The organism is Flexilinea flocculi, from assembly GCF_001192795.1.
Taxonomy (GTDB): Bacteria; Chloroflexota; Anaerolineae; order Anaerolineales; family Anaerolineaceae; genus Flexilinea; species Flexilinea flocculi.
In genome coordinates this window covers 2077993-2099678 of sequence record NZ_DF968181.1, presented here as the reverse complement: position 1 = coordinate 2099678, position 21686 = coordinate 2077993, and the positions used below count along the sequence as shown (strand labels likewise).

The 21686-nt window shown below is 41.4% G+C and carries 16 protein-coding genes; 3 read left to right on the top strand and 13 right to left on the bottom strand.

From position 1 onward, the window contains the following. Positions 1 to 19 precede the first annotated feature (19 nt). From ATC1_RS13685 to groES, 4 genes are all read right to left on the bottom strand, one after another. Complete coding sequence (locus ATC1_RS13685; protein WP_062283469.1) at positions 20 to 1060, bottom strand: D-alanine--D-alanine ligase family protein; 1041 nt, start codon at positions 1058 to 1060, stop codon at positions 20 to 22. A 312-nt stretch (positions 1061 to 1372) separates the two neighbouring features. Further along, complete coding sequence (locus tag ATC1_RS13680) at positions 1373 to 2806, bottom strand: GGDEF domain-containing protein (protein ID WP_062283466.1); 1434 nt, start codon at positions 2804 to 2806, stop codon at positions 1373 to 1375. A 468-nt stretch (positions 2807 to 3274) separates the two neighbouring features. After that, on the bottom strand, positions 3275 to 4903 hold the full coding sequence (groL, locus tag ATC1_RS13675; protein ID WP_062283463.1) for a chaperonin GroEL: 1629 nt from the start codon (positions 4901 to 4903) through the stop codon (positions 3275 to 3277). A 34-nt stretch (positions 4904 to 4937) separates the two neighbouring features. Then, a complete protein-coding gene (gene groES, locus ATC1_RS13670; protein WP_062283459.1) occupies positions 4938 to 5225 on the bottom strand; it encodes a co-chaperone GroES in 288 nt (95 codons plus the stop codon). A gap of 298 nt (positions 5226 to 5523) precedes the next feature. Here groES and ATC1_RS13665 point away from each other — a divergent pair, with 298 nt between their 5' ends. Continuing rightward, positions 5524 to 6681 (top strand): IS256 family transposase, encoded by a 1158-nt coding sequence (locus tag ATC1_RS13665; protein ID WP_062278182.1) that lies wholly within the window; start codon positions 5524 to 5526, stop codon positions 6679 to 6681. A gap of 261 nt (positions 6682 to 6942) precedes the next feature. Here ATC1_RS13665 and ATC1_RS13660 read toward each other — a convergent pair whose 3' ends face one another. Next, positions 6943 to 7902: a formylglycine-generating enzyme family protein gene (locus ATC1_RS13660; protein WP_062283456.1), complete on the bottom strand. Its 960-nt coding sequence runs from the start codon at positions 7900 to 7902 to the stop codon at positions 6943 to 6945. Positions 7903 to 8188: 286 nt separating this feature from the next. Between ATC1_RS13660 and trmD the strand changes: the two genes are divergently transcribed. Further along, positions 8189 to 8944 (top strand): tRNA (guanosine(37)-N1)-methyltransferase TrmD, encoded by a 756-nt coding sequence (trmD, locus tag ATC1_RS13655; protein ID WP_062283453.1) that lies wholly within the window; start codon positions 8189 to 8191, stop codon positions 8942 to 8944. 33 nt (positions 8945 to 8977) lie between these two features. Here the strand turns inward: trmD and tgt are convergent, their stop codons facing one another. The 5 genes from tgt to ATC1_RS13630 all read right to left on the bottom strand — a co-directional run bounded on the left by tgt (position 8978) and on the right by ATC1_RS13630 (position 14424). After that, a complete protein-coding gene (gene tgt / locus ATC1_RS13650; RefSeq protein ID WP_201777297.1) occupies positions 8978 to 10135 on the bottom strand; it encodes a tRNA guanosine(34) transglycosylase Tgt in 1158 nt (385 codons plus the stop codon). A gap of 472 nt (positions 10136 to 10607) precedes the next feature. Further along, positions 10608 to 11471, bottom strand: a complete 864-nt coding sequence (locus tag ATC1_RS13645) for a carbohydrate ABC transporter permease (RefSeq protein WP_201777296.1) — start codon at positions 11469 to 11471, stop codon at positions 10608 to 10610. A 71-nt stretch (positions 11472 to 11542) separates the two neighbouring features. Next, entirely contained in the window at positions 11543 to 12757 is a 1215-nt protein-coding gene (locus ATC1_RS13640) for an ABC transporter substrate-binding protein (protein ID WP_062283446.1), read from the bottom strand. A gap of 64 nt (positions 12758 to 12821) precedes the next feature. Then, on the bottom strand, positions 12822 to 13652 hold the full coding sequence (locus tag ATC1_RS13635; protein ID WP_062283444.1) for a carbohydrate ABC transporter permease: 831 nt from the start codon (positions 13650 to 13652) through the stop codon (positions 12822 to 12824). 388 nt (positions 13653 to 14040) lie between these two features. After that, entirely contained in the window at positions 14041 to 14424 is a 384-nt protein-coding gene (locus ATC1_RS13630; protein WP_062283440.1) for a thioesterase family protein, read from the bottom strand. A gap of 552 nt (positions 14425 to 14976) precedes the next feature. Between ATC1_RS13630 and ATC1_RS13625 the strand changes: the two genes are divergently transcribed. Next, positions 14977 to 16581 (top strand): CTP synthase, encoded by a 1605-nt coding sequence (locus tag ATC1_RS13625; protein WP_062283438.1) that lies wholly within the window; start codon positions 14977 to 14979, stop codon positions 16579 to 16581. A 330-nt stretch (positions 16582 to 16911) separates the two neighbouring features. Here ATC1_RS13625 and adhE read toward each other — a convergent pair whose 3' ends face one another. From adhE to ATC1_RS13610, 3 genes are all read right to left on the bottom strand, one after another. Next, positions 16912 to 19515, bottom strand: coding sequence for a bifunctional acetaldehyde-CoA/alcohol dehydrogenase (gene adhE, locus ATC1_RS13620; protein ID WP_062283435.1), 2604 nt, complete (start codon positions 19513 to 19515; stop codon positions 16912 to 16914). Positions 19516 to 19592: 77 nt separating this feature from the next. After that, positions 19593 to 20252 (bottom strand): redox-sensing transcriptional repressor Rex, encoded by a 660-nt coding sequence (locus ATC1_RS13615; RefSeq protein ID WP_062283433.1) that lies wholly within the window; start codon positions 20250 to 20252, stop codon positions 19593 to 19595. Between the two features lie 205 nt (positions 20253 to 20457). Next, the gene (locus ATC1_RS13610) at positions 20458 to 21684 is read right to left on the bottom strand and encodes an MFS transporter (RefSeq protein ID WP_062283430.1); all 1227 of its coding nucleotides are present in this window, start codon (positions 21682 to 21684) and stop codon (positions 20458 to 20460) included. Positions 21685 to 21686: the final 2 nt, after the last annotated feature.

The following is a 21686-nucleotide window of genomic DNA, read 5'->3' as shown; positions in this document are numbered from 1 at the left end:
AGCGTCCTTTCTAATTATCTCAATTGCAGTGATTAATTATATGATTGCATAAATCAGCATAAAGGATGTGATCTGCAGCAGCTTCTTTGGGAAGCAAGCTGTTGGGTGTCATACCTGGAAGTGTATTGGCTTCCAGACAGTAAAAATCGCCGCTGGAGTCTGTTTTAAAATCGATCCGTGAATAGAATCCGAGTTTCAGCACATTGTGAATTTTTATGGCTGCCTGCTGCATGGCATCTGACAGTTTCTCGGAAATATCAGCCGGACAGATTTCAGCAGTTAAGCCGGGCTGGTATTTTTTTTCATAATCAAACCAGCCGTCTTTAGGGATGATTTCAATGACCGGCAGCGCTTTTTGATCGAGGATTCCGACGCAAAATTCCCGACCATCCAAATACTTTTCGATGATAATTTCTTTGTCACAATTGGCAGCTTTTTGAATGCCTTCTTTTAGTTCATCAATTGTTGTGGCAATGCTGACGCCAATGCTGGATCCCCCGTTCACAGGTTTAATCACGCAAGGAAGACCGATTTTACTGATTTTTTCAAAATTTGGACGATGAACATCTTGAATGTGAACCCAGGGAGAAGTAGGTAAACCATTGGCGTATAAGATCTGTTTTGTCAGATTTTTATCCATAGCCAACACGCAGCCCGGAAAACTGGATCCGCTGTAATGGATATTTAATAGATCAAAGGCAGCCTGTATCTGACCATTCTCTCCGGCATTCCCATGCAAACCGAGGAAAACAGCGTCAGCCATTCGGCATATTTCTAAAACATTTTCACCAAAGAACATTCCAGTATCCGGCTTTCGTTCCGCCCACATTTTTTCAAGATCCGGTGGAACGGTGGGTATTGGATACTGACATGGGACGTAGTCCGGATTCTTTTTAAATAATGACACAAGTCCAGCGGCAGGTTCTTTTATCCCGAGGAATGCATCCACAAGGACAACCGCATGTCCTTTTTCGGCTAAAGCATTGCTGATCATACAGCCTGATGAGAGCGATACGTCTCTTTCAGGTGAGTATCCTCCTGCAAGTACGACAACTTTCATAAGTCTTCCCTAAAAAATAAATTTCCGGAGATCCGGATGTTTCTAAATATCAGTGGAAATTTTATCATGATCCCTGAAAGACCAGTAATTTGAAATATGGGGAGGATTCTTTGTTGATGAGATGTTTTTGCGCGGAGCACAAAAACATCTCATCAACAATTTTTTCACAATTGATTCGAAGTATGGATTAACCTTTCGAATTAAAAGAGGGAATAAGTTGTTCTTATGGTTTTGCGCGAAGCGCAAAACCATAAGAACAACAAAGAATTATTTTCATATTTCGAATTCCTGGGTTATTAAGATTTTCAAACGTCAGTTTTCCAGCGCCTCACCGTTAGGCGGGAGCAATACAATGCTTTGAGAAGGCTGGTGTTGGTCTGGCTTTTGAAAACAAACATAACGATTTCTGCCGGATTCCTTTGCCTTATATAAGGCTGCATCTGCAGCGTGATACAGCTCATAAAAATTGCTGCCATCCAGATTATAAAAAGAGATCCCAATGCTGCAGGAGTAACCGATTGGACAATCGCAATGATTTACGTTATATAACCTGCAGTTCATTTTCTCTTCATCTGAAAAATTATTTCGAACATATTTTTTTTGAAATGCAGCAATCAGTCTACCGGCTTTTTCTAAAGCATCGCCCGAATCCCGAATGTCCCGCATAAAGACCACGAATTCATCTCCGCCGATTCTGCCGATTATATCATTCGTGCGAAATGTCTCTGTTAATAATCTTGCGAAGAGTTTCAGAATTAAATCACCAAATGGATGTCCAGCGGAATCGTTGATTATCTTGAAATGGTCGATATCCAGCAGCAGGAAAGCGTGTTTTGTGGAGCTGTTGTTTTCAATCGATTGATTGATAATTTGTTCGACAGATAATTTATTGTACAGTTTTGTCAGGCTGTCACGTTCCGCTTTCGTGGTCAGGTCTAAAATTCTCTTCTTTTCTGTATCAACAAAACGCAGCATTCCGATATAGCGGTTTTCTCTGCCATCCGTACCGCGACTGACCGATCCATAGACCTCATGCCAATAATAGTCAGCCGGATCCAGCCCTGCCACATGAAAACGCATTTCTGATCCGTTTAAAGGCTGTCTGTTTTTCAAAAACCAGATGGCGCGGTCGCGATCTGCAGGATGGATGATTTCCAGATCCGTCGCTCCAGGTTCACTGAAATGCTTTATGGTTATTGACCGATAACTTTTAACCTTTGATGTTTCAGCTAATAGGAACAATTCCATTTCATCCAGATCCATATTGTATTCAAAAATTGTCGTTCCTGTGCTCTCGACAAGCCTGCGATACTGATCCTTATGATCTGTTTTGTGCAGATTTAATACTTCAGGGGAACATTGATGCAGAAGGACGGAAGATATGTAATACTTGCCTTGATCATTGACCAGTTTGAAATATGCAATATCCGGACAGGTGTGTTCAAAATTAGAGGATTGTTCAACGGATTTGCTGAAAATAACAGCATAGAGGACCCCTTCATTAGGCAATATTTTTACAGAACTAATTTGATATGAAGTACAACCTGAATGCTGTTCTGATGAAATGACTTCTCTTAAGTAGCCTATAAACGCTCTTTTATCGCAAAACTCTCCCGGAACCCCAGGAATTGTTGCAATTAGATTTTCTGATAATACGGGAACTACCTGATCCAATTTTTTCTGGATTAAAATTTCATCCAAAAAAAAAGTGAGGATTGTCTGAGCTTTTCCTACATGTTCCTGCATTGCAAACATCCCCCGAATATTTTTATAGCCAAAATATTACTAAGTTTATCCTGATTATGTAAATGCTTCTGTTTTACCAGTTCGTGTTGCTTGAGAATCGATAAAAACGGCGCAATAGATTGCAACTCATTGCTGCTGTTAATTATTACATAGAATTATAAACAAAATAGCGTGCTTAATATTTTCCAGTCATTTTAATTTTCAAATTTTATCTATTAATATTTTGATATTATAAATCAAAAGAAAAAAAATGGAAAAACTTCCTTCCAGTAATTGATATATTGAAAAACTTCTCAAAAAAAGAGGGGATTTGTTGTTGCGGTGTTCTTGCGTAAAATTGAACACCATAGAAACAGCATATTTTCTTTCCTGATTCGAAAAGTTATTCCATTTTCTGAATTGCTGTTTATTTGATCATTCATAAAAAAACCTCCGTTTTTCTGACGGAGGTTTTTTAATCTTTATTTTTTAGTATTCAGGCATTGGAGCCGGCGCCGGTTTTTCCGGTTCCGGAATGTCAGTGACAAGCGCTTCGGTTGTCAGAATCATTGCAGCAATGGATGCGGCATTTTCCAGTGCACCGCGAGTGACTTTTGCAGGATCGATGACGCCGCCTTCCACCATATTGATATATGAGTCTTTCAGAACATCATAACCGATATGTTTGGATTTTTTGGCTTTTTGCTGTGCGCGAATGTTTGCAACGATTACTGCGCCGTCTTTGCCTGCATTTTCAACGATCTTTCGCATCGGGACTTCCAACGCTTTACGAACGATATTGACACCTGTCTGAACGTCTTCATCAGCGAATTTGAGCGCTTCCACTTTGGCAATGGTATTGATCAGTGCGACACCGCCGCCAGGAACGATACCTTCTTCAACGGCTGCACGTGTAGCGGAAAGTGCATCTTCAACACGATGTTTCTTTTCTTTAAGTTCTACTTCTGTCGCAGCGCCAACACGGATGATTGCGACACCGCCGGAAAGTTTTGCAAGGCGTTCCTGCAGTTTTTCACGGTCATAATCGCTGGTGGTTTTGTCGATTTCAACACGAATCTGATCGATGCGGGCTTTAATTTCAGCAGGATCACCTTTACCGCCGACAATAGTGGTATTGTCTTTATCGGAGATGACTTTTTCACAGTGACCGAGGTCAGAAAGCTGTGTAGTATCAAGTTTGCGGCCAGTTTCTTCAGAAATAACGGAAGCGCCGGTCAGAGTGGCAATATCTTGCAGCATGGCTTTGCGGCGATCCCCGAAACCGGGTGCTTTTACAGCCAGAACGTTCAGCATTCCGCGCAGTTTATTGAGGACCAATGTAGCAAGCGCTTCGCCGTCAATATCTTCCGCAATGATGACTAAATCACGTTTGCCGGTTTGGACAAGTTTCTCCAGAACTGGAACCATATCCTGTGCAGCGGAAATTTTCTTGTCATAGATCAGCAGGTAAGGATCAGAAATATTGGCTTCCATCTTGTCATGGTCGGTCATGAAATAGGAGCTGATGTAGCCGCGATCAAATTTCATACCTTCGACAAATTCAGTTTCGAATTCCAGACCTTTGGATTCTTCTACCGTGATAACGCCATCTTTGCCGACTTTATCCATGACATCTGCGATGAGATTACCAATTTTTTCATCCTGTGCAGAAATGGTTGCAACGTTGGCAATATCGTTTTTGGTTGTAATATCGATTGCCTGTGCTTTAATTTCATCGGCAACGACTTTTGCTGCAGATTCAATACCTTTTTTGAGGAGCATTGGATTTGCACCAGCTGCCAATGTTTTCAAACCTTCGGAAACAATGGAATGTGCTAAAACAGTTGATGTGGTTGTTCCGTCACCGGCGATATCATTTGTTTTTGAAGCAGCTTCTTTCAGAAGCTGGGCGCCCATATTTTCAAATGGATCTGGCAGTTCGATTTCTTTTGCAACAGTAACACCATCGTGTGTGATGGTCGGAGAACCATATTTGCGGTCAATCGCAACATTGCGGCCTTTTGGACCGAGTGTGGTTGCAACTGCGGAAGCTACTACATCAATACCGACTTTCAGACTTTTTCGTGCTTCTTCACCAAATTTTAATTGTTTTGCCATGATTTCTTTATCTCCTTAGAGTTCTTTCGAAAAATTATTCAACAATTGCGAGGACGTCACTCTCGCGGAGGATGAGCAGTTTCTTGCCGCTGACTTTAATTTCAGTGCCGGCATATTTTGCATACAGAACAACGTCGCCTTTTTTGATGTCCATCAGAATTCGGTCACCTTTTTCATTTCTTTCACCAGGACCAACAGAAATTACATTGCCTTTTTGCGGTTTTTCTTTAGCGGTTTCAGGAAGTACAATACCTCCGGCGGTGATATCCTCTTCTTCAATCGGTTCAACAACAACTCGGTTACCTAATGGCTTTAAATTCATTTTTTTCCTCCAAATATGGACTGTTTTAAGACTTTTTCATTATTTTAGCACTCAAAAATAGTGAGTGCTAATTACAAATCTTATAATAATCCTCTCAAAGGGGATTGTCAAGATTATTTTTATATTTCTAACAAATTTTTAATAATAAAATCGGGAAAATTTTAGAAATACTGTTTTATCAACCATTCATTTGAAATTTGGGTTGGTGTAACATATTTTCTGTAAAATAAAGAACCTTAACAAAAGAGGTGAGTCAGAAGTATCCTTATAGTAACCAAACCATAAAAGGAGACTAGAAATGACTCACCCAAATAATTATACCTTTGCAGAGGAAATAGCGGAAAAAGGATTGGAAGCAATTCCAGAAATGATGCGAGTGCTGATAAATAACGCCATGCAAGTAGAAAGATCAAGGTACTTACAAGCTGAACAGTACGAACGCACAAAGGATCGCAAGGGACATGCAAATGGTTTCAAACCGAAGACGATACAGACCAGGATAGGAAACATTACCTTTGCAGTTCCACAGGTTAGAGAGGGTGGTTTTTATCCCAGTGCTCTGGAAAAGGGACTGCGAAGTGAAAGAGCCCTTACGATCACACTGGCTGAAATGTATGTACAGGGAGTATCGACTCGGAAGGTAAAAACCATTACGGAACAGCTTTGTGGGATTGAGGTCTCAGCCACACAAGTCAGCCGGGCAACAGCGCAATTGGACGAAGTACTGCAAGAATGGCGTGAAAGGCCATTAGGAGAGATCAGCTATCTCTTTGTGGATGCCCGATATGAGAAGATTCGTGAAGCAGGACAAGTAAGAGATGCAGCGGTTTTGGTGGCCTCTGGCATTACGCCAGAAGGCGAACGGCAAATACTTGGGGTTTCAGTTTCGCTTAGTGAGCATGAAACACATTGGAAAGCATTTTTAAAGAGTCTAAAAGAGCGAGGGTTACACGGAATAAAGCTGATTATCAGTGATGACCATGAAGGTCTAGGGGCAGCCAGAAGAGCAGTTTTTGGCGGTATTCCCTGGCAACGGTGTCAGTTCCATCTGCAACAGAATGCCGGAGCTTATCTGCCCAGACAATCGATGAGATTGGAAGTGGCAGCAGACATCAGAGCCATATTTAATGCTCCTGATCGAAAGACAGCAGAAGAGCTCTTGCAGAGCGCCATCCAGAAGTATGCTATTTCTGCTCCGCGGCTTTCATCTTGGCTCGAAAATAACCTTTTTGAGGGTTTTTTGGTTTTTGATTTTCCATTGGAACATCGAAGAACGATACGAACAACCAATAGTCTGGAGAGGATTAATAAAGAGATTCGCAGACGGACAAGAGTGGTTGGTGTGTTTCCAAATCAAGCTTCTTGTCTCAGGTTGGTCTCGGCATTACTGATGGAGACCTGCGAAGAATGGCAGATCGGAAAACATTTTTGTACTGGCAAGTTTATGAATTCTTAAAGATCTATGGATATTTCAGACTCTAATTTACAGAAAAAGGGTTGCATAATCAAATTTGGATTGACTTTTCGCACAAAAAGCGGGAAATCTGATATTGTGATGGCTTTGCGCTCTGCGCAAAGCCATCACAATATCAAAGAATATTCCTTATCTTTCGAATTGAAAAAATAAAAAGGTACAACAAAAATTTCTTAATTGGAACGGAAGTTTGATTTAAATTTCGAATCGCTGTTATTTAACAAGAACAGATCTAATTGATTATTAATGTTGCTGAACCGGCTCTGAGAAAGCGCAGCGAAATCCTAAATCATAGGAAAATGCGTATGCATCTGCCCTGTTGCGGATTGTCATGGACTGATAGGTTGCGTTATAAGCCCAGGAAAGACCGCGAACAGTATGTATTTGACCTTCTATTCCGCCTTTTGGATTTTCACGCGGACTGTTGCTGTACGCTTTCCTGTCAAATAAATCAGCAGTCCATTCCCATACATTGCCTGCCATATCCAATGCTCCATATGGGCTTGCACCATCTGGATATGATCCGACTTTTTCCGTATCACCATCCTGTAGATGACCGCAGTTCATCAATTCAACCGGATCTCCTTCATTGCCCCAGGGATAGTAGTTGCTGTCAGTTCCTCTGGCTGCCTTTTCCCATTCTGCTTCAGTTGGAAGTCGCTTCCCAACCCAGGCGCAATAGTAATAAGCCTGATTCCAATCAACATAGATGACTGGATAATCTGCGAAATCCGCTAGGCCATAGTATTGTGGCCTGGTTTTACTGGCAACCGATCTTGGCTGAACACAATAACCCGAGGCGACACATTTAGCAAACTGCCCGTTGGTCACTTCATGCTTGTCAATCCAAAATGCGTCGAGAATAACTTCATGTGATGGTTTTTCCCAGGACATCGCCTGATGATTCTCTGAATCAGCCCCCATGATAAATTCTCCGGCTGGAACATAGACCATTTCGGACGTATCCAGACCATTCCCTTTCGGCTGATCGGAAAAATCCGGCTGCGGTGTACTTTGATCCGATAGATACGTTTCGAATTTCTGAATGTCTTGCGGTGAGATCACCGCAGTGCCAGTATCTTTTGCATATATTTCTTTTTCCGAAAAACTCAACATCAGCAACAGAAGGAAAATCTTAGCTATCCAGTGGACCGAAGATTTCGTAATTACTATTTGCCGCAATGATGCGAGAAGTATCTTCATATGATGTCCCTCCAGTTAAAGGTCGACTCATCCCTATTTATACCTTTATTTTTAGAATTTCTGCAAAGGTTGCAATTCGTATTAATCCTGCAATTACCTCGAATAACTGATCGTAATTCGAAATATAGACTCGCTATTTGAATCAATCGAGAAAGAAGTTTGTTGTTAAGATGTTTTGTGCAAAGCACAAAAACATCTTAACAACAAAGAATCCTTTTCATTTATTAAACTGCTGAATTACTGATGATTTCCTTTACAATCATGCATTTCAACATACAATTGAACCATGAAATTTGACGTTTTTTCACTCTTCCCCCAGGTTTTTAATGATTATTTAAACAGCAGTATACTGTTGAAAGCGATCGAAAATCAGTTAATCGAGGTGGCTGTGCATGATATCCGGGATTGGGCTTCCGGGAAGCATCATGTCACCGATGAACCACCTTATGGTGGTGGCGGCGGTATGGTCATGAAACCTGAACCGGTGTTTCATGCAATTGAAGGCGTGTTAGGTGTGCCCCCGGAATGCCCGATTATCCTTTTAACACCGCAAGGGCGAGTTTTTACACAGAAAGATGCGCAAAATTTCGCCCGCATTCCTCATGTTGCGCTGTTGTGCGGACGTTATGAAGGGTTCGATGAACGAATTCGACAGCATTTAGTGACTGATGAAATCTCGATTGGCGATTATGTTCTTACAGGAGGGGAACTTCCTGCACTGGTTCTTATCGACGCGATCAGCCGGAATATTTCTGGTGTGCTTGGTGACCCGGATGGAGCTCAAGATGATTCGCATGCGGAAAACTTGTTGGAATACCCGCATTACACACGGCCGGAGAATTTTCGCGGTTGGAAAGTTCCAGAAATTCTTCTCAGCGGAAATCACGCATTGATTGCTGACTGGCGGCGCGAACAATCACTCCGGCGGACATGGGAACGCCGCCCGGATTTACTGGAGAAAGCGGCACTATCTGCTGCTGATTATGCAAAATTGAAAAAAATCGGTTGGAAACCTGCTGAAAAAGAAACAGACCAGTCATAACCGGTCTGTTTTTTTATAGCTGATCAGATTTTATTAAGATACGGTTTTGTAGTTTTTCAAAAAATTTTCTGCGTATTGTGTATAAGTCCCATCGAAAATTGCTTGTCGTGATTGTTTGACCAGTTTTTCCAATGTCGCAATATTATGGATGGAAAGCAAAGTCGCTGCCAGCATCTCTTTGGATAGGATTAAATGGCGGATATAAGCGCGGCTGAAATTACGGCAGGCATAGCAATCACACTCTTCTGTGATCGGTCTGGAGTCATGAGCAAATATGGCATTATTCATATTTAAGCGACCCAAAAAAGTCATGGCAGCTCCATGCCTGGCAAGCCTTGTCGGAAGAACACAATCAAAAATATCAATTCCTCGCAAAATTCCGTTAATCAAATCTTCCGGAGAACCTACTCCCATCAGGTAACGCGGTTTGTTATTCGGAAGCATGGCCGGCACAATATCCAGTATGGCATTCATTTCCGCTTTACTTTCTCCTACCGACAGCCCGCCGATCGCAAAACCGGGAAGGTCAAAGGATGAAACAAATTCTGCGGAGGCTTTTCGTAAATCTTCAAAGATGCCGCCTTGGACAATTCCAAACAGCGCTTGATCATTCCGCTTTTTTGCCGCTATGCAACGCTCCAGCCAGCGATGAGTTCTTTCCATGGATTTTATGTTGTAGGCATAATCATTGGGATTTGAGCATTCATCAAAAGCCATGATGATATCCGCGCCCAATTTTTCCTGAACTGCGATCGAAATCTCAGGGCTGAAACGGTGTATGGAGCCGTCCAGATAACTTTTAAATGTGACGCCATCATCATCGATCTTTCGCAATCCTGTCAGGGAAAAAACCTGAAATCCACCCGAATCGGTGAGAATCGGTTTGGGCCATGCCATGAACTGGTGCAGTCCACCAAGTTCAGCAACCAGATCGGCGCCTGGACGGAGATAGAGATGATAGGTATTGGATAATACCAGACTGGCATCCAACGCTTCCAGTTGCTCAGGGGTGACTGCTTTAACAGTAGCCTGTGTGCCAACAGGGGCAAAGATAGGCGTAGGAATCGGACCATGCGGTGTATGAAAAATACCGGCGCGCGCTTTTCCATCGGTTGCTAATAATTCAAATGAGAAATTGTCTTTTGTCATAACAGAAGATATTTTACCATTGATAGAATTTGTTTCCAGCAATCCGAATTATCCAAAAAACTATCAGATGTTGTTTTAATTCTGTTCTATGTGCCAAAATTTTATTTGGTGAATCATTCTTGGATGAATCCGTCATTGCAATCATAGAGAAGCAATCTATTTTCGCCTATTGTAGGAGATTGCTTCAATCCTATGACAGGTTTCATCCATTCCCTTTGATTTGTTTTCAAATCGTTTTAAAAATTGCATGATTCATTTAGGTAAGAGTCTTTTTATTTTTTAGACATTTCTTAATTGTTCCTCTTACTTCCCATATTTCGAATTTCAGATTCGTTTTGTTGATCGATATGATTCGAAATAGCGGTTAAATTAATATTGGTTATTTATTTCTTACATGAAACGCAAAAAATAAATAACCAATCATTTTCACTTTTTTAATTTGGAAATCCAGTTCAACTCTCAAATTATTTTACAAAAAACCATCATGAAACTGGAATTCAGGAGTATACGGTGGCTAATTTCTTTGGAAAGCCCGTTTAACGTACAACGAGGAAATGAGCAATACAATCAATGTCATTACGATTGCGCCGGCTGAACTGAAGCCGATCCGATAATTACCGACGCCGTAATTGTAAATGTATTGAGTAATTGTGGCTGTTGTATTCGCCGGACCGCCTCTTGTCAGTATATTGACTTTGTCAAACAAGCGGATCGAATCGATCGACCGCAACAGGATGACGAGCACGATCCCACCCATGATATTGGGAATGGTTATGTACCAGAAACGATGGAAGGCATTGGCTCCGTCAATTTGTGCAGCTTCATATTGTGATTCAGGCACGGATTGCAAAGAAGCATAAATCAACAGGAAAGCAAATGGCATGTACTGCCAGACATCGATCACCAGGATGCAATAAAAGGCAGTTCTGACATCATTCAGCCAACTGACCGGTGCAATACCGATGAGCTCTAATAATTTATTGATAATGCCATAATTATTAGATAGCATAATACGCCAAATTAATGCTACCGTGACCGGAGGCAGAACAACAGGCAGCAAGAGTAAAGTGCGTATGATTTTCTGGTCTTTTGTCAGACTGTTAACGAGTAACGCAACCAGCAATCCAATTCCTGTTTCAAGAATGACTGCCAGTACCATAAATTTCAATGTGTTCAGCAGTGCCTGCTGGAAATAGGAGTCCGCGAGGATTTTTTCGAAATTGGACAGGCCGATAAATTTCAATGTTTTCGGCTTCAGCATATTGAAATTGGTAAAACTGTAATAGATCGTATATCCCAGCGGAAAAACCGTCAAAAATGCCAGAATGATGACGGTTGGAAGAGACATCAAATATGAAAACTTTTTGTTTTGTTTCAAAAATGACCTCAATCAGGAAACCTGTCATCCCTTAAGAGATGACAGGTTTGATACGATAAACGAAGGACAAATTACTCAGCCATTATAGCGGTGATAGCGGCTGCGGCATCAGTCAGAGCCTGATCCACAGTCTTGACACCCGATATGGCGCTGGAAAGCTCTGTTCCTAATGCGGTTTCTACATTGCTCCAAAGCGGAGTTCGCGGCCGGACAACCGAGTTGTTGGTGGCTTCCAGAAGTGTTGGGAAATATGGATATTTCGCGGTTAATTCTGGATCAGTCAGGACGCTTGCTCGTGTTGGAACTCCACCGAAGGTTGCTTCAATTTTTTGATTTTCAGCAGAAGTGACAAATTTCAAAAACTCGAGCGCTAATTCTTTGTTATGAGAATTGGCGGTGACTGCCATCATCCAGTTTCCAATCATACCGGAGCCGTGCAATTCAGAATCCGCATCTACTTTACCGGGGATCGGGGCATAGGCAGCTTTTGCGTCTGCGCCAGAAATGTACCAGGAAGGCCATCCCAGAGACATTGCGGCTTTCCCTTCAGATACAGCGGCAACGATGTCATTCTTTTCATAGTTTACGCCGTTGGCAAGCAATTCCATATAGAGTTCCAATGCTGCTTTAGCTTCCGGAGAGTTAATCGTTACATTCCAATCTGCATCAAATACATTTCCGCCGAATGACCAGAGAATCGGCAGATAATCGGTTACAATCGGATTTCCTTGCTGACCGCGGATGACATAGCCGATTTTTCCATCGCTTTTCATCTGTTTTGCGATATCCAAAACGGACTTCCAGTCAGTGGGAACAGAAAGCGATTTCGAATCGAAAAGGTCTTTATTGTAGAAGAAAAGCATCACATTTCCGGAATATGGGAGCGCATAGACATCACCTTCACCATAGGGGTCTTTTCCGATTGCGCGGGAAGGCGCAGCAAAATCCTCATCTTCCACATAACCCATCTCTGTCAGGTTGGCCATGATCCCGCTTTCAGCAAATTCCGGCATCCATGGATCATCAATCATGATCAGATCCAATTGTCCGGTCTTGTTGACGGAATCGAGACCAATTTTTTGTTTGAGATCGGCGCTTTCAAGACCTAAAATCTCAATTTTAACATTATTGGCGGTTTCAAATTCACCTTTGACTGCTTCCATTGCATCCACGTGGGATCCGCCGCGGGCAGCAATCGTCAGCGTTTCCTGATTGGCTGGTGCGAACGCACTGGTCAAGAGGATGACAGACAACAACATGATCGTGACAACTAAAATTTTCTTCATTTTTTTCCTTTCAATTCTTATAAGGTTTTTATAATTTTCCTGCAATAAGGAATTCTTAGAATCCTTACTCTTTTACAGCGCCGCTGGAAAGGCCGCTGATCAGATAGTTTTGAGCGAAAATAACGAACAGGAGTATGGGAATTAAAGATATAGTCCCGCCGGCTGCAATCAAACCGTAATCCGCTAATTCCTGTTCTGAATTCAATGTAGCCAGAATCAGCGGAATTGTATAATTTTTTGGACTCTGTATAAATATCACCCCATATAAATACTCATTCCAGGAGGTCATAAACGCAAGGATTGCAACTGAAGCTACTCCCGGCATTACCAGTGGAAAAATAATTTTTGTCAGAAGCTGCATTTCAGATGCACCGTCAATTCGGGCGCTGTCTTCCATTTCTTCAGGCAGTGTGATGAAGAAGGTGATCATAAACCAAACAATAAAAGCAATATTGATCATGATGTGTGCGGAAATGATCGGTATTTTCGTTTGAATCAAATTGAGCCGAGTCATGATAAGATACAGCGGAATCGCAAATGCAATTGGCGGTAAGATTCTGACTAAAAGAATCCAAAATAATGAGACGTCTCCGCCGGTAATTTTCAATCGCTTTCGGGACAGAATATATGCTGTGGCCAATCCAAATGCCAAAGCAAAAAATAAGGATATTACGGTTACCTGAAGACTGTTAAACAATGCTCTGCCAAAATCTTTTTCTGTAAATAATCTTGAAAAATGTTCGGTTGCGAAGGATTGGGGTATTAATGGAATTGATGATCGCAATTCTGCACTGTTTCGCAGCGAAAGAGAGATCATCCAATAAATTGGAAATAATGTCCAGATCAGCAATATCCCGATCAGAATGATTTTATACCACGAAGTTTTCTTTTTCATTATTCTGTAATCCCTAGCAGTCCAAATTTTTGCAGGATTTTATCTTTTCTTTATTATTCGATTTGTATATTAACAAATTACCATCAAACTTACTTTCCTGATTTATTGGATCTTCCAAATTATAAATTGCTGAATCTCCAATGGTTTGTTTTCTATTTGTAATTATACAAAGGAACCTTCTGCTTTTTGTCATGATTCTGTAAAGTTTTTAGCATGTATTTACGTCGAATAGTAGTGATTCGATATATGAAATGAAATATTTGTTATTCTTATGAGTTTACGCTAACCCATAAGAATAACAAATTTTATTGATGGATTCGAAATGTCAATCCATAATTCGAATTGCTGCGAGATTTGATCATGCTTTCCGATTGAGAAAATTAGATTTCTATTTTCTTTGTTTGACTTTTTCAAGGAACTGATCGATGTTGACAATGAAGCGCTCGTGTACTCCGCTTCCAATTTCTCCATTTTCATCTGAAACGACAACATGGAAAACAAGTCTTTTACGGTCAATTTCAATCAGTTCGCTTTCACAAGTAACAGTGGATCCAATTGGTGTTGCCGCTTTGTGCTGAATATTTACAAGCGTACCTACGGTTGTCATTCCCGGGTCCAGATATGGTTGAACACTGTATAGGGCAGTACCTTCCATCAATGCTATCATGGCTGGTGTGCCGTAAACATCCAAACCGCCGCTTCCCAGTGAACTGGCTGCTTTTTCCATGGTCACAATTTCTGTATGTCTACCTCTAATTCCAAGTATCAGCATGATAAACCCTCCGTTTGAATCTGGTATTTATTTTGGTAATTCTAAATATCAAAAGGATTTTTTGTTGTTCTTATAGTTTTTCGTTTCACGCACAACTATAAGAACAACTATAAGAACAACTGATTTTCTTTCTTAATTCAAAAAGTCAATCCATATTTCGAATTACTGTATCCGAAGATTATAAAAGAAATCAGGAATTCAATCGAATAACAAAGAATTCTTTTCATAAAACAAGTAATTATACAAAAAGGAAAAAACTAATCATTGAATTTACTAATTCTCTGTGAAAAAATATCAAAACAATAAAGGATCCTTTCTAAATTTTTTAATTTCCAGAATAAGACTGGTCTTATAAAATAGAAAACAGGATAAAATTTTTTTATGAAGAATTTTTCCGATGAAATCTCCAACTTCAGGCAAAATAGAAAAACAATTTCTTAAAAATCTATTTTGGTAATCGCAAGTATTTTAGGAACAGGTATAATCCTTCTGTATTTTTGCTGATTCAGAACCGTGTTTGTCATTGAATGTACATCGAATTGGGGAGTTTTTATGACAAAATTTATTTTTGTAACAGGAGGGGTTGTTTCCGGCCTCGGAAAAGGTATCACGGCAGCATCACTCGGCCGTTTGTTAAAAACACGCGGTCTGAAAGTCGCTGCGCAAAAACTGGATCCTTATATCAATGTGGATCCAGGAACGATGAATCCATATCAGCATGGTGAAGTTTTTGTTACCGAAGACGGTGCAGAAACCGATCTCGATCTGGGGCATTACGAACGATTTATTGACGAGGATCTGAACAAGTTTTCGAACCTGACAACTGGAAAAGTCTATTGGAATGTATTAAATAAAGAGCGCAATGGAGAATATTTAGGAGAAACAGTTCAGGTTATTCCGCATATCACCAATGAAATCAAATCCTTTATTTATAATGTTGGCTCAAAATCCAATGCGGATGTTGTCATTACAGAAATCGGCGGAACAGCCGGCGATATTGAAAGCCAGCCATTTTTGGAAGCAATCCGCCAGGTTGCGATTGAAGTCGGACAGGAAAACTGCCTGTTTATTCATGTTACTTTGGTTCCATTTTTAAAAAGTTCGGGGGAACAAAAATCCAAACCGACACAACATTCCGTAAAGGAATTGCAATCAATGGGAATTTCTCCCCGTATCATTGTTCTGCGCTGTGACGAACCCATTGAACACGAAATTATCAATAAAATCTCCCTGTTTTGTAATGTAAAACCTGATTGTGTTATCGAGAATAAAACCATTTCCGTATTATACGAAGCGCCTTTAATGCTCGAAAAGAGCCATTTTTCCGAAATTGTGTGCAGGGAATTAGCGATTAAAGCATCCGACCCAGACCTTTCTGACTGGAAAAAGATGGTGGATCGAATTGAAAAACGGAACAAGACAGTAAAAATCGCTCTGGTAGGCAAGTACACGAAGCTGCATGATGCGTATCTTTCTGTGATGGAGGCGCTGCAGCATGCAGGTTATGAGCTGGGATCGAAGGTGGAAATCAACTGGGTCGATTCAGAATGTGTCTGTGAAGAAAACATCGATCAGCTGCTTTCAGGTTGTTCTGGTATCATCATTCCCGGGGGCTTTGGGAACCGTGGAATTGAAGGTATGATCCTGTCCGCAAAATATGCTCGTGAAAAGAATATTCCATACCTTGGATTATGCCTGGGTATGCAGATTGCCGTTATTGAGTATGCGCGTACCATCTGTGGCCTGAGCGATGCAAATTCAAGAGAGTTTAATGAAAATTCACAGAATTTGGTTATAGACTTTATGCCGGATCAAAGCAATGAAATTGCCAAAGGCGGGACCATGCGGCTTGGCAGTTATCCCTGTAAAATTGTGAAGGGTACCTTGTTGGAGCGCTGCTATCAGCAAGAACTGATTTCGGAACGCCATCGCCATCGCTATGAGTTTAATAATGAGTATCGGGAAATGATCGAGAAGATGGGAATGAAAATCAGCGGGATTTCTCCGAACGGGCACATTGTCGAAACAATTGAAATTCCTTCAAATTCATTTTTTATTGGTGTTCAATTTCACCCGGAATTTAAGAGCCGTCCGAATCGGGCTCATCCGCTTTTTCTTGGTTTTGTGCGCGCAGCTTTGGAAAAACAAGGATCTTAATGGAATGATAAATGAATGACTGATCGAAAAGGAATGAAAGATTTTTAAATGATTGATCAGTAATTCATAATATAAACCATTCTTTCGAATCAATCGAGAAGATTTGTTGTTGTGATGTTTTTGCACAAAGTAAAAAAACATCACAACAATAATTTAACAATAAATATTTCTCCCCATATTTTGAATTAATACTGATCGATAAGCATCATATAGAAAAATTGGCTGTCCTGTTTCTTTAAAATTTTCTACTAATGACTTAGACTTGGTTCTTCGATTATTCGGTTTAAAAGGAAAAAAGAAACGCGCTTATTTCGAGCGCGTTTCTTTTGATCAGCCATAGAACGCTTTCTTATACAGCTCCTGAAGCTCGGAGATCAGCGGATACCTTGGATTTGCATTGGTACACTGATCTTCGAAGGCATTTTCTGACATTTTTTCCAAAGAAGCGAGAAATGTCTTTTCCTCAATACCGCATTCCTGGATACTTTTTGGCAAAGCCACCCGTTCCATCAAGTTTTTAACGGCTTTTATCAGATTTTGGATTTGTTCTTCTTTTGTTTCGCCTCCAAATCCCATAAACCTTGCGATCTGAGCATATTTTTCATCAGCTACAAATTCCGAATATTTTGGAAAGGAGGTGAACTTCGTAGGTTTTTGCGCGTTATATTCGATGACATGCGGCAATAACAGTGCGTTGGCTCTGCCGTGCGGAATGTGAAACTCTCCTCCCAATTTATGAGCCAGTGAATGATTGATGCCTAAAAAGGCATTGGTAAATGCCATGCCGGCGATGCAGGAAGCGTTGTGCATCTTTTCGCGGGCGATCTCATCCTTTGGATCATCCCAACTGCGGGGCAGATAATGGAAGACCAGTTCGATCGCTTTCAACGCCAAACCATCGGTGTAATCGGAGGCAAGTACCGATACATAAGCTTCAATTGCATGCGTCAGAACATCCAATCCAGTATCAGCTGCAATTGATTTCGGCATCGTATCCACAAATTGCGGATCAATGATTGCAACATCCGGCGTTAATTCGTAATCAGCGAGCGGATATTTAATATTGCCGTTCTTTTTGTCGGTGATGACAGCAAAGGATGTCACCTCGGATCCGGTACCGCTTGTTGTCGGAATCGCTACCATCTGTGCTTTCTTTCCAAGATTGGGAAAATGAAAGGCACGTTTGCGGATATCCATAAATTTCAATCGAAGCCCGTCAAAATCTGTATCGGGATTTTCGTAGAAAAGCCACATCCCTTTTGCTGCGTCGATTGCGGACCCGCCGCCTAAAGCGATAATGACATCCGGCTGAAAGCGATTCATAGCTTCCACGCCACGTTGAATGGTTTCAACGGATGGATCGGATTCTACTTCTGAAAAGACTTCATAATGAATATGATCCGGACGTTTTCCGAGATAATAGGTTAATTTTTCTACATATCCTAACTTAAGAATGATCGGATCTGTGACGATGAAAGCCCGCGTGATATTTGGCATCTTCTCCAGATATTGAACGGATCCTCTTTCAAAGTAAATTTTCGGAGGTATTTTGAACCATTGCATATTGACTCTCCTTTGAGCCAACCTTTTCTTATTGATCAAATTTACACTGGAGACATTGGCAGTTGTCGAATTCCGTCCATATGAACCGCAGCCTAATGTAAGGGATGGCGTATTCGTATTGTAGATATCTCCGATCGCTCCCTGCGAAGAAGGCGAATTGACAATAACTCGCCCGACTTTCATTTCCTGACCGTACCGAACGCATAAATCCTGATCGTTGCTGTGAATGACGGCGGAGTGACCGAGCCCTCCCAATTCCAGCATTTTTTTTGCATATTGAAAACCCTGATCGGAGTCCTTACACACAAAATAGGCTAAAACCGGAGATAATTTTTCCAATGAGAGCGGATAATTCAGCGATGGCTCGGGTAATTTTGCCAGCAGAATTTTCGTATCGGCAGGAACATGGACTCCTGCTTGCGCTGCAATCTCAGCGGCCGGATGCCCGACAATCTTTGCATTAAGCGAATGCAAATCGGGAGGAAAGATAAAATCCGATACCTTTTTCGTTTCATCTTCATTCAAGAAGTAGCAATGATTCTCTTGCATGAAAACTTCAAATTCAGCTTGAATATCCTGATCAACGATGACTGCCTGTTCGGAGGCGCAGATCATCCCGTTATCAAAGGATTTTGAAAGAATCAGGTCTGTACAGGCGCGTTTCAGATTGACGTTTTTGTTGATATAGCAAGGTACATTTCCCGGACCGACACCCAGGGCTGGTTTACCGGCGCTGTATGCTGATTTGACCATTCCTGATCCGCCCGTTGCCAGAATCATAGAAACTCCCGGATGATTCATTAATAAATTCGTTGCTTCTATTGAAGGGACCTCAATCCATTGGATACAATGTTCTGGCGCTCCATGCTTGATTGCTGCTTCTTTAAGAATACGGGCAGCCTCTGAAGAACATTTTTGAGCTGACGGATGAAAACCAAAAATAATCGGATTCCTCGTTTTAATACAGATCAAACTTTTGAACATCGTAGTCGATGTCGGATTGGTCACCGGCGTCACGCCTGCCACAACGCCGACTGGTTCAGCTACTTCTATGTATCCTTCCATTTCGTTTTCATCCACGACGCCGACGGTTTTTTGGTCTTTGATCGAGTGCCAGATATACTCAGTTGCAAAGATATTCTTGATATCTTTATCTTCAACAATGCCGCGACCAGTCTCTTCAAACGCCATTTTCGCCAGTTTGAAGTGATTTTCAAGCCCTGCGAGTGTCATGGCATGGACGATTTCGTTAATCTGCTCCTGATCCATCTTCAAAAATTCTTTCAGCGCTTCTTCAGCGTTTCGGACCAGTATGTCGATCATTGTTTTGGGTTCCATATTTTCTGTTTCAAGACTTATTTTTGTTTTCATTTTCCCCTCAATCTTCTTCGATTTCATTCAATAATTTGCATTTCGAAAGGTCGTTCCACATTTCGAATTGCTTGAATTCAGTCGTTTTTCTTCAGTTTGACTGACAAATGTTTGGACAGGATCGCAAGCGAAACGGCCATATTTTCATTTTGAACCAGGATATCTTGCGGAACATTCAATAAAACGGGTGCGAAATTCCAGATAGCGCGAATTCCGCTTTTGACAAATTGATCGCAGACGAGCTGTGCATAAGCTGCCGGAACGGTAATAATTCCGATCTGGATATTCAGAAGATGACAGATTTCCGGCATTTTTTCTATCGGATAGACCATTTTCGCATTTACACTTTGATGGATTACAGCCGGATCTGAATCAAATGCCGCCAGGATATTTAATCCATATTCTGAAAAGCCATCATAACAAAGTAGTGCTTGTCCCAATTTTCCTGCGCCTGCAATGACAGCATTGTTGACATCATCGTAACCGAGATATGCTTTGATATCTTCAATCAGCATATGAATATCAAAGCCTTTCCGCGGTTTTCCGCCGGATGAGCTGACTGCAGCTAAATCTTTTCTTACTTGAATTTCGTTCAGATTCAGATCACTGGCAATTGCGGAAGCAGAAATTGATTGACGTTCTTGTAAATCTAAATTTTTCAGATATAGAAGATATGCCGGCATGCGGTTCAATGTCTGTTTGGATATTGGCGCTTTGTTTTGTTCATCCCTATTCATGCAGATCTCCTTTGACTATTCGATATATATTTATCGATATATTTATATCGATAAATATATATCGAATAGTCAAAGACGTCAACATCCTTTTTGCAAAGAAATGACAAATTTTTAGAAGGAATTCGAAATACGGGGAAATTTTTTTGTTGTTGTGGTGTTTTTTGCGCGAAGCGCAAAAAACACCACAATAATCGTTTTTCTTTTGCTATTCGAGAAGTTTGTCCATATTTCGAATTTCTGTTTCTCGAGTCAGGTGATTGACCCTTTCACTGGTCAGAAGCATAATGGAAGTAAAAAGAAACAGAAAAAATGGCAAAATTACCATGGAAGTCCGTGCTCCGATAAATCCGATGATTGGGGGAAAGAAAGTGGACCCAGTATAAGCCGCAGCCATCTGAATACCCATGATTTCCTGCGACTGATTTTTTCCAAATCGGACTGGTGTCTCATGCAGAATGCAGGGATAGATCGGAGCGCAGCCAAGTCCGGCAAGTAATATCCCTGCTGGCAGGAAAAATTCTGGCAGCGGAAGGATAATCACCAGCAACCCGATCAATATTGTGATCTGCCCAATGCGAATTATACGGATGTTATCGATTCTTAAAGTGACAAATCCGGAGAGAAATCGTCCGACCGTAATACCTCCAAGAAAGAGTGAAATCCAGGCTGCCGCTGTCGATACCTGAATTTCGTGAATCCGGATCAGGTAGGTAGCCCCCCATAACATCATGGTTTGTTCAGTCCCGCAGTAGAATAACACTGAGAGGAGCACTGCGACAACTCCTTTTAATCGGAACACTTCTTTTAATCCGGATCGTTTTTTCGGATTTGTTTTTTCAATTGATTCCAACGGGAAAGCTTCTTTTTGCATTGCATCTCTTCGCGCTACTTTTTTCCACATTGGCAAGGTCAGGAATATGACGACAGCCAGAGTCAGTTGAATGATGGAGACGATTTGATACACACTGCGCCAATTTTGACCTCCAGCCAGTAATTGGGAAAGCAGAATCGGCCCTGCCATCGCTCCTACTCCCCAAAAACAATGCAGCCAGCTCATGTGGCGGGATTCATAATGCTCTGCAACAAATTCATTCAAACCGGCATCAATAGACCCGGCGCCCAACCCCAGAGGGATTGCAAAAATTGGCAACCAGAAAAAAGAGGGGGCAAAGTGAAATCCCATTAGAGAAATTGCAGTCATCAGAATGCTGATGAACGTTACATTCCCGGTTCCAATGCGGCGAATAATCTTGCTGCTGAAGAAGCTGGAAATGATTGTTCCGCCTGCGATAATCATGGAGATGATCCCAGCGCTGTCGGTGGAAACTTGAAAATCCGCTTGCATCAAAGGCCATGCTGTTCCCAGGAGAGAATCCGGAAGCCCCAGGCTGATGAAAGCGGCATAGATGATGAGGATAAAAAAAGTTGTCATGG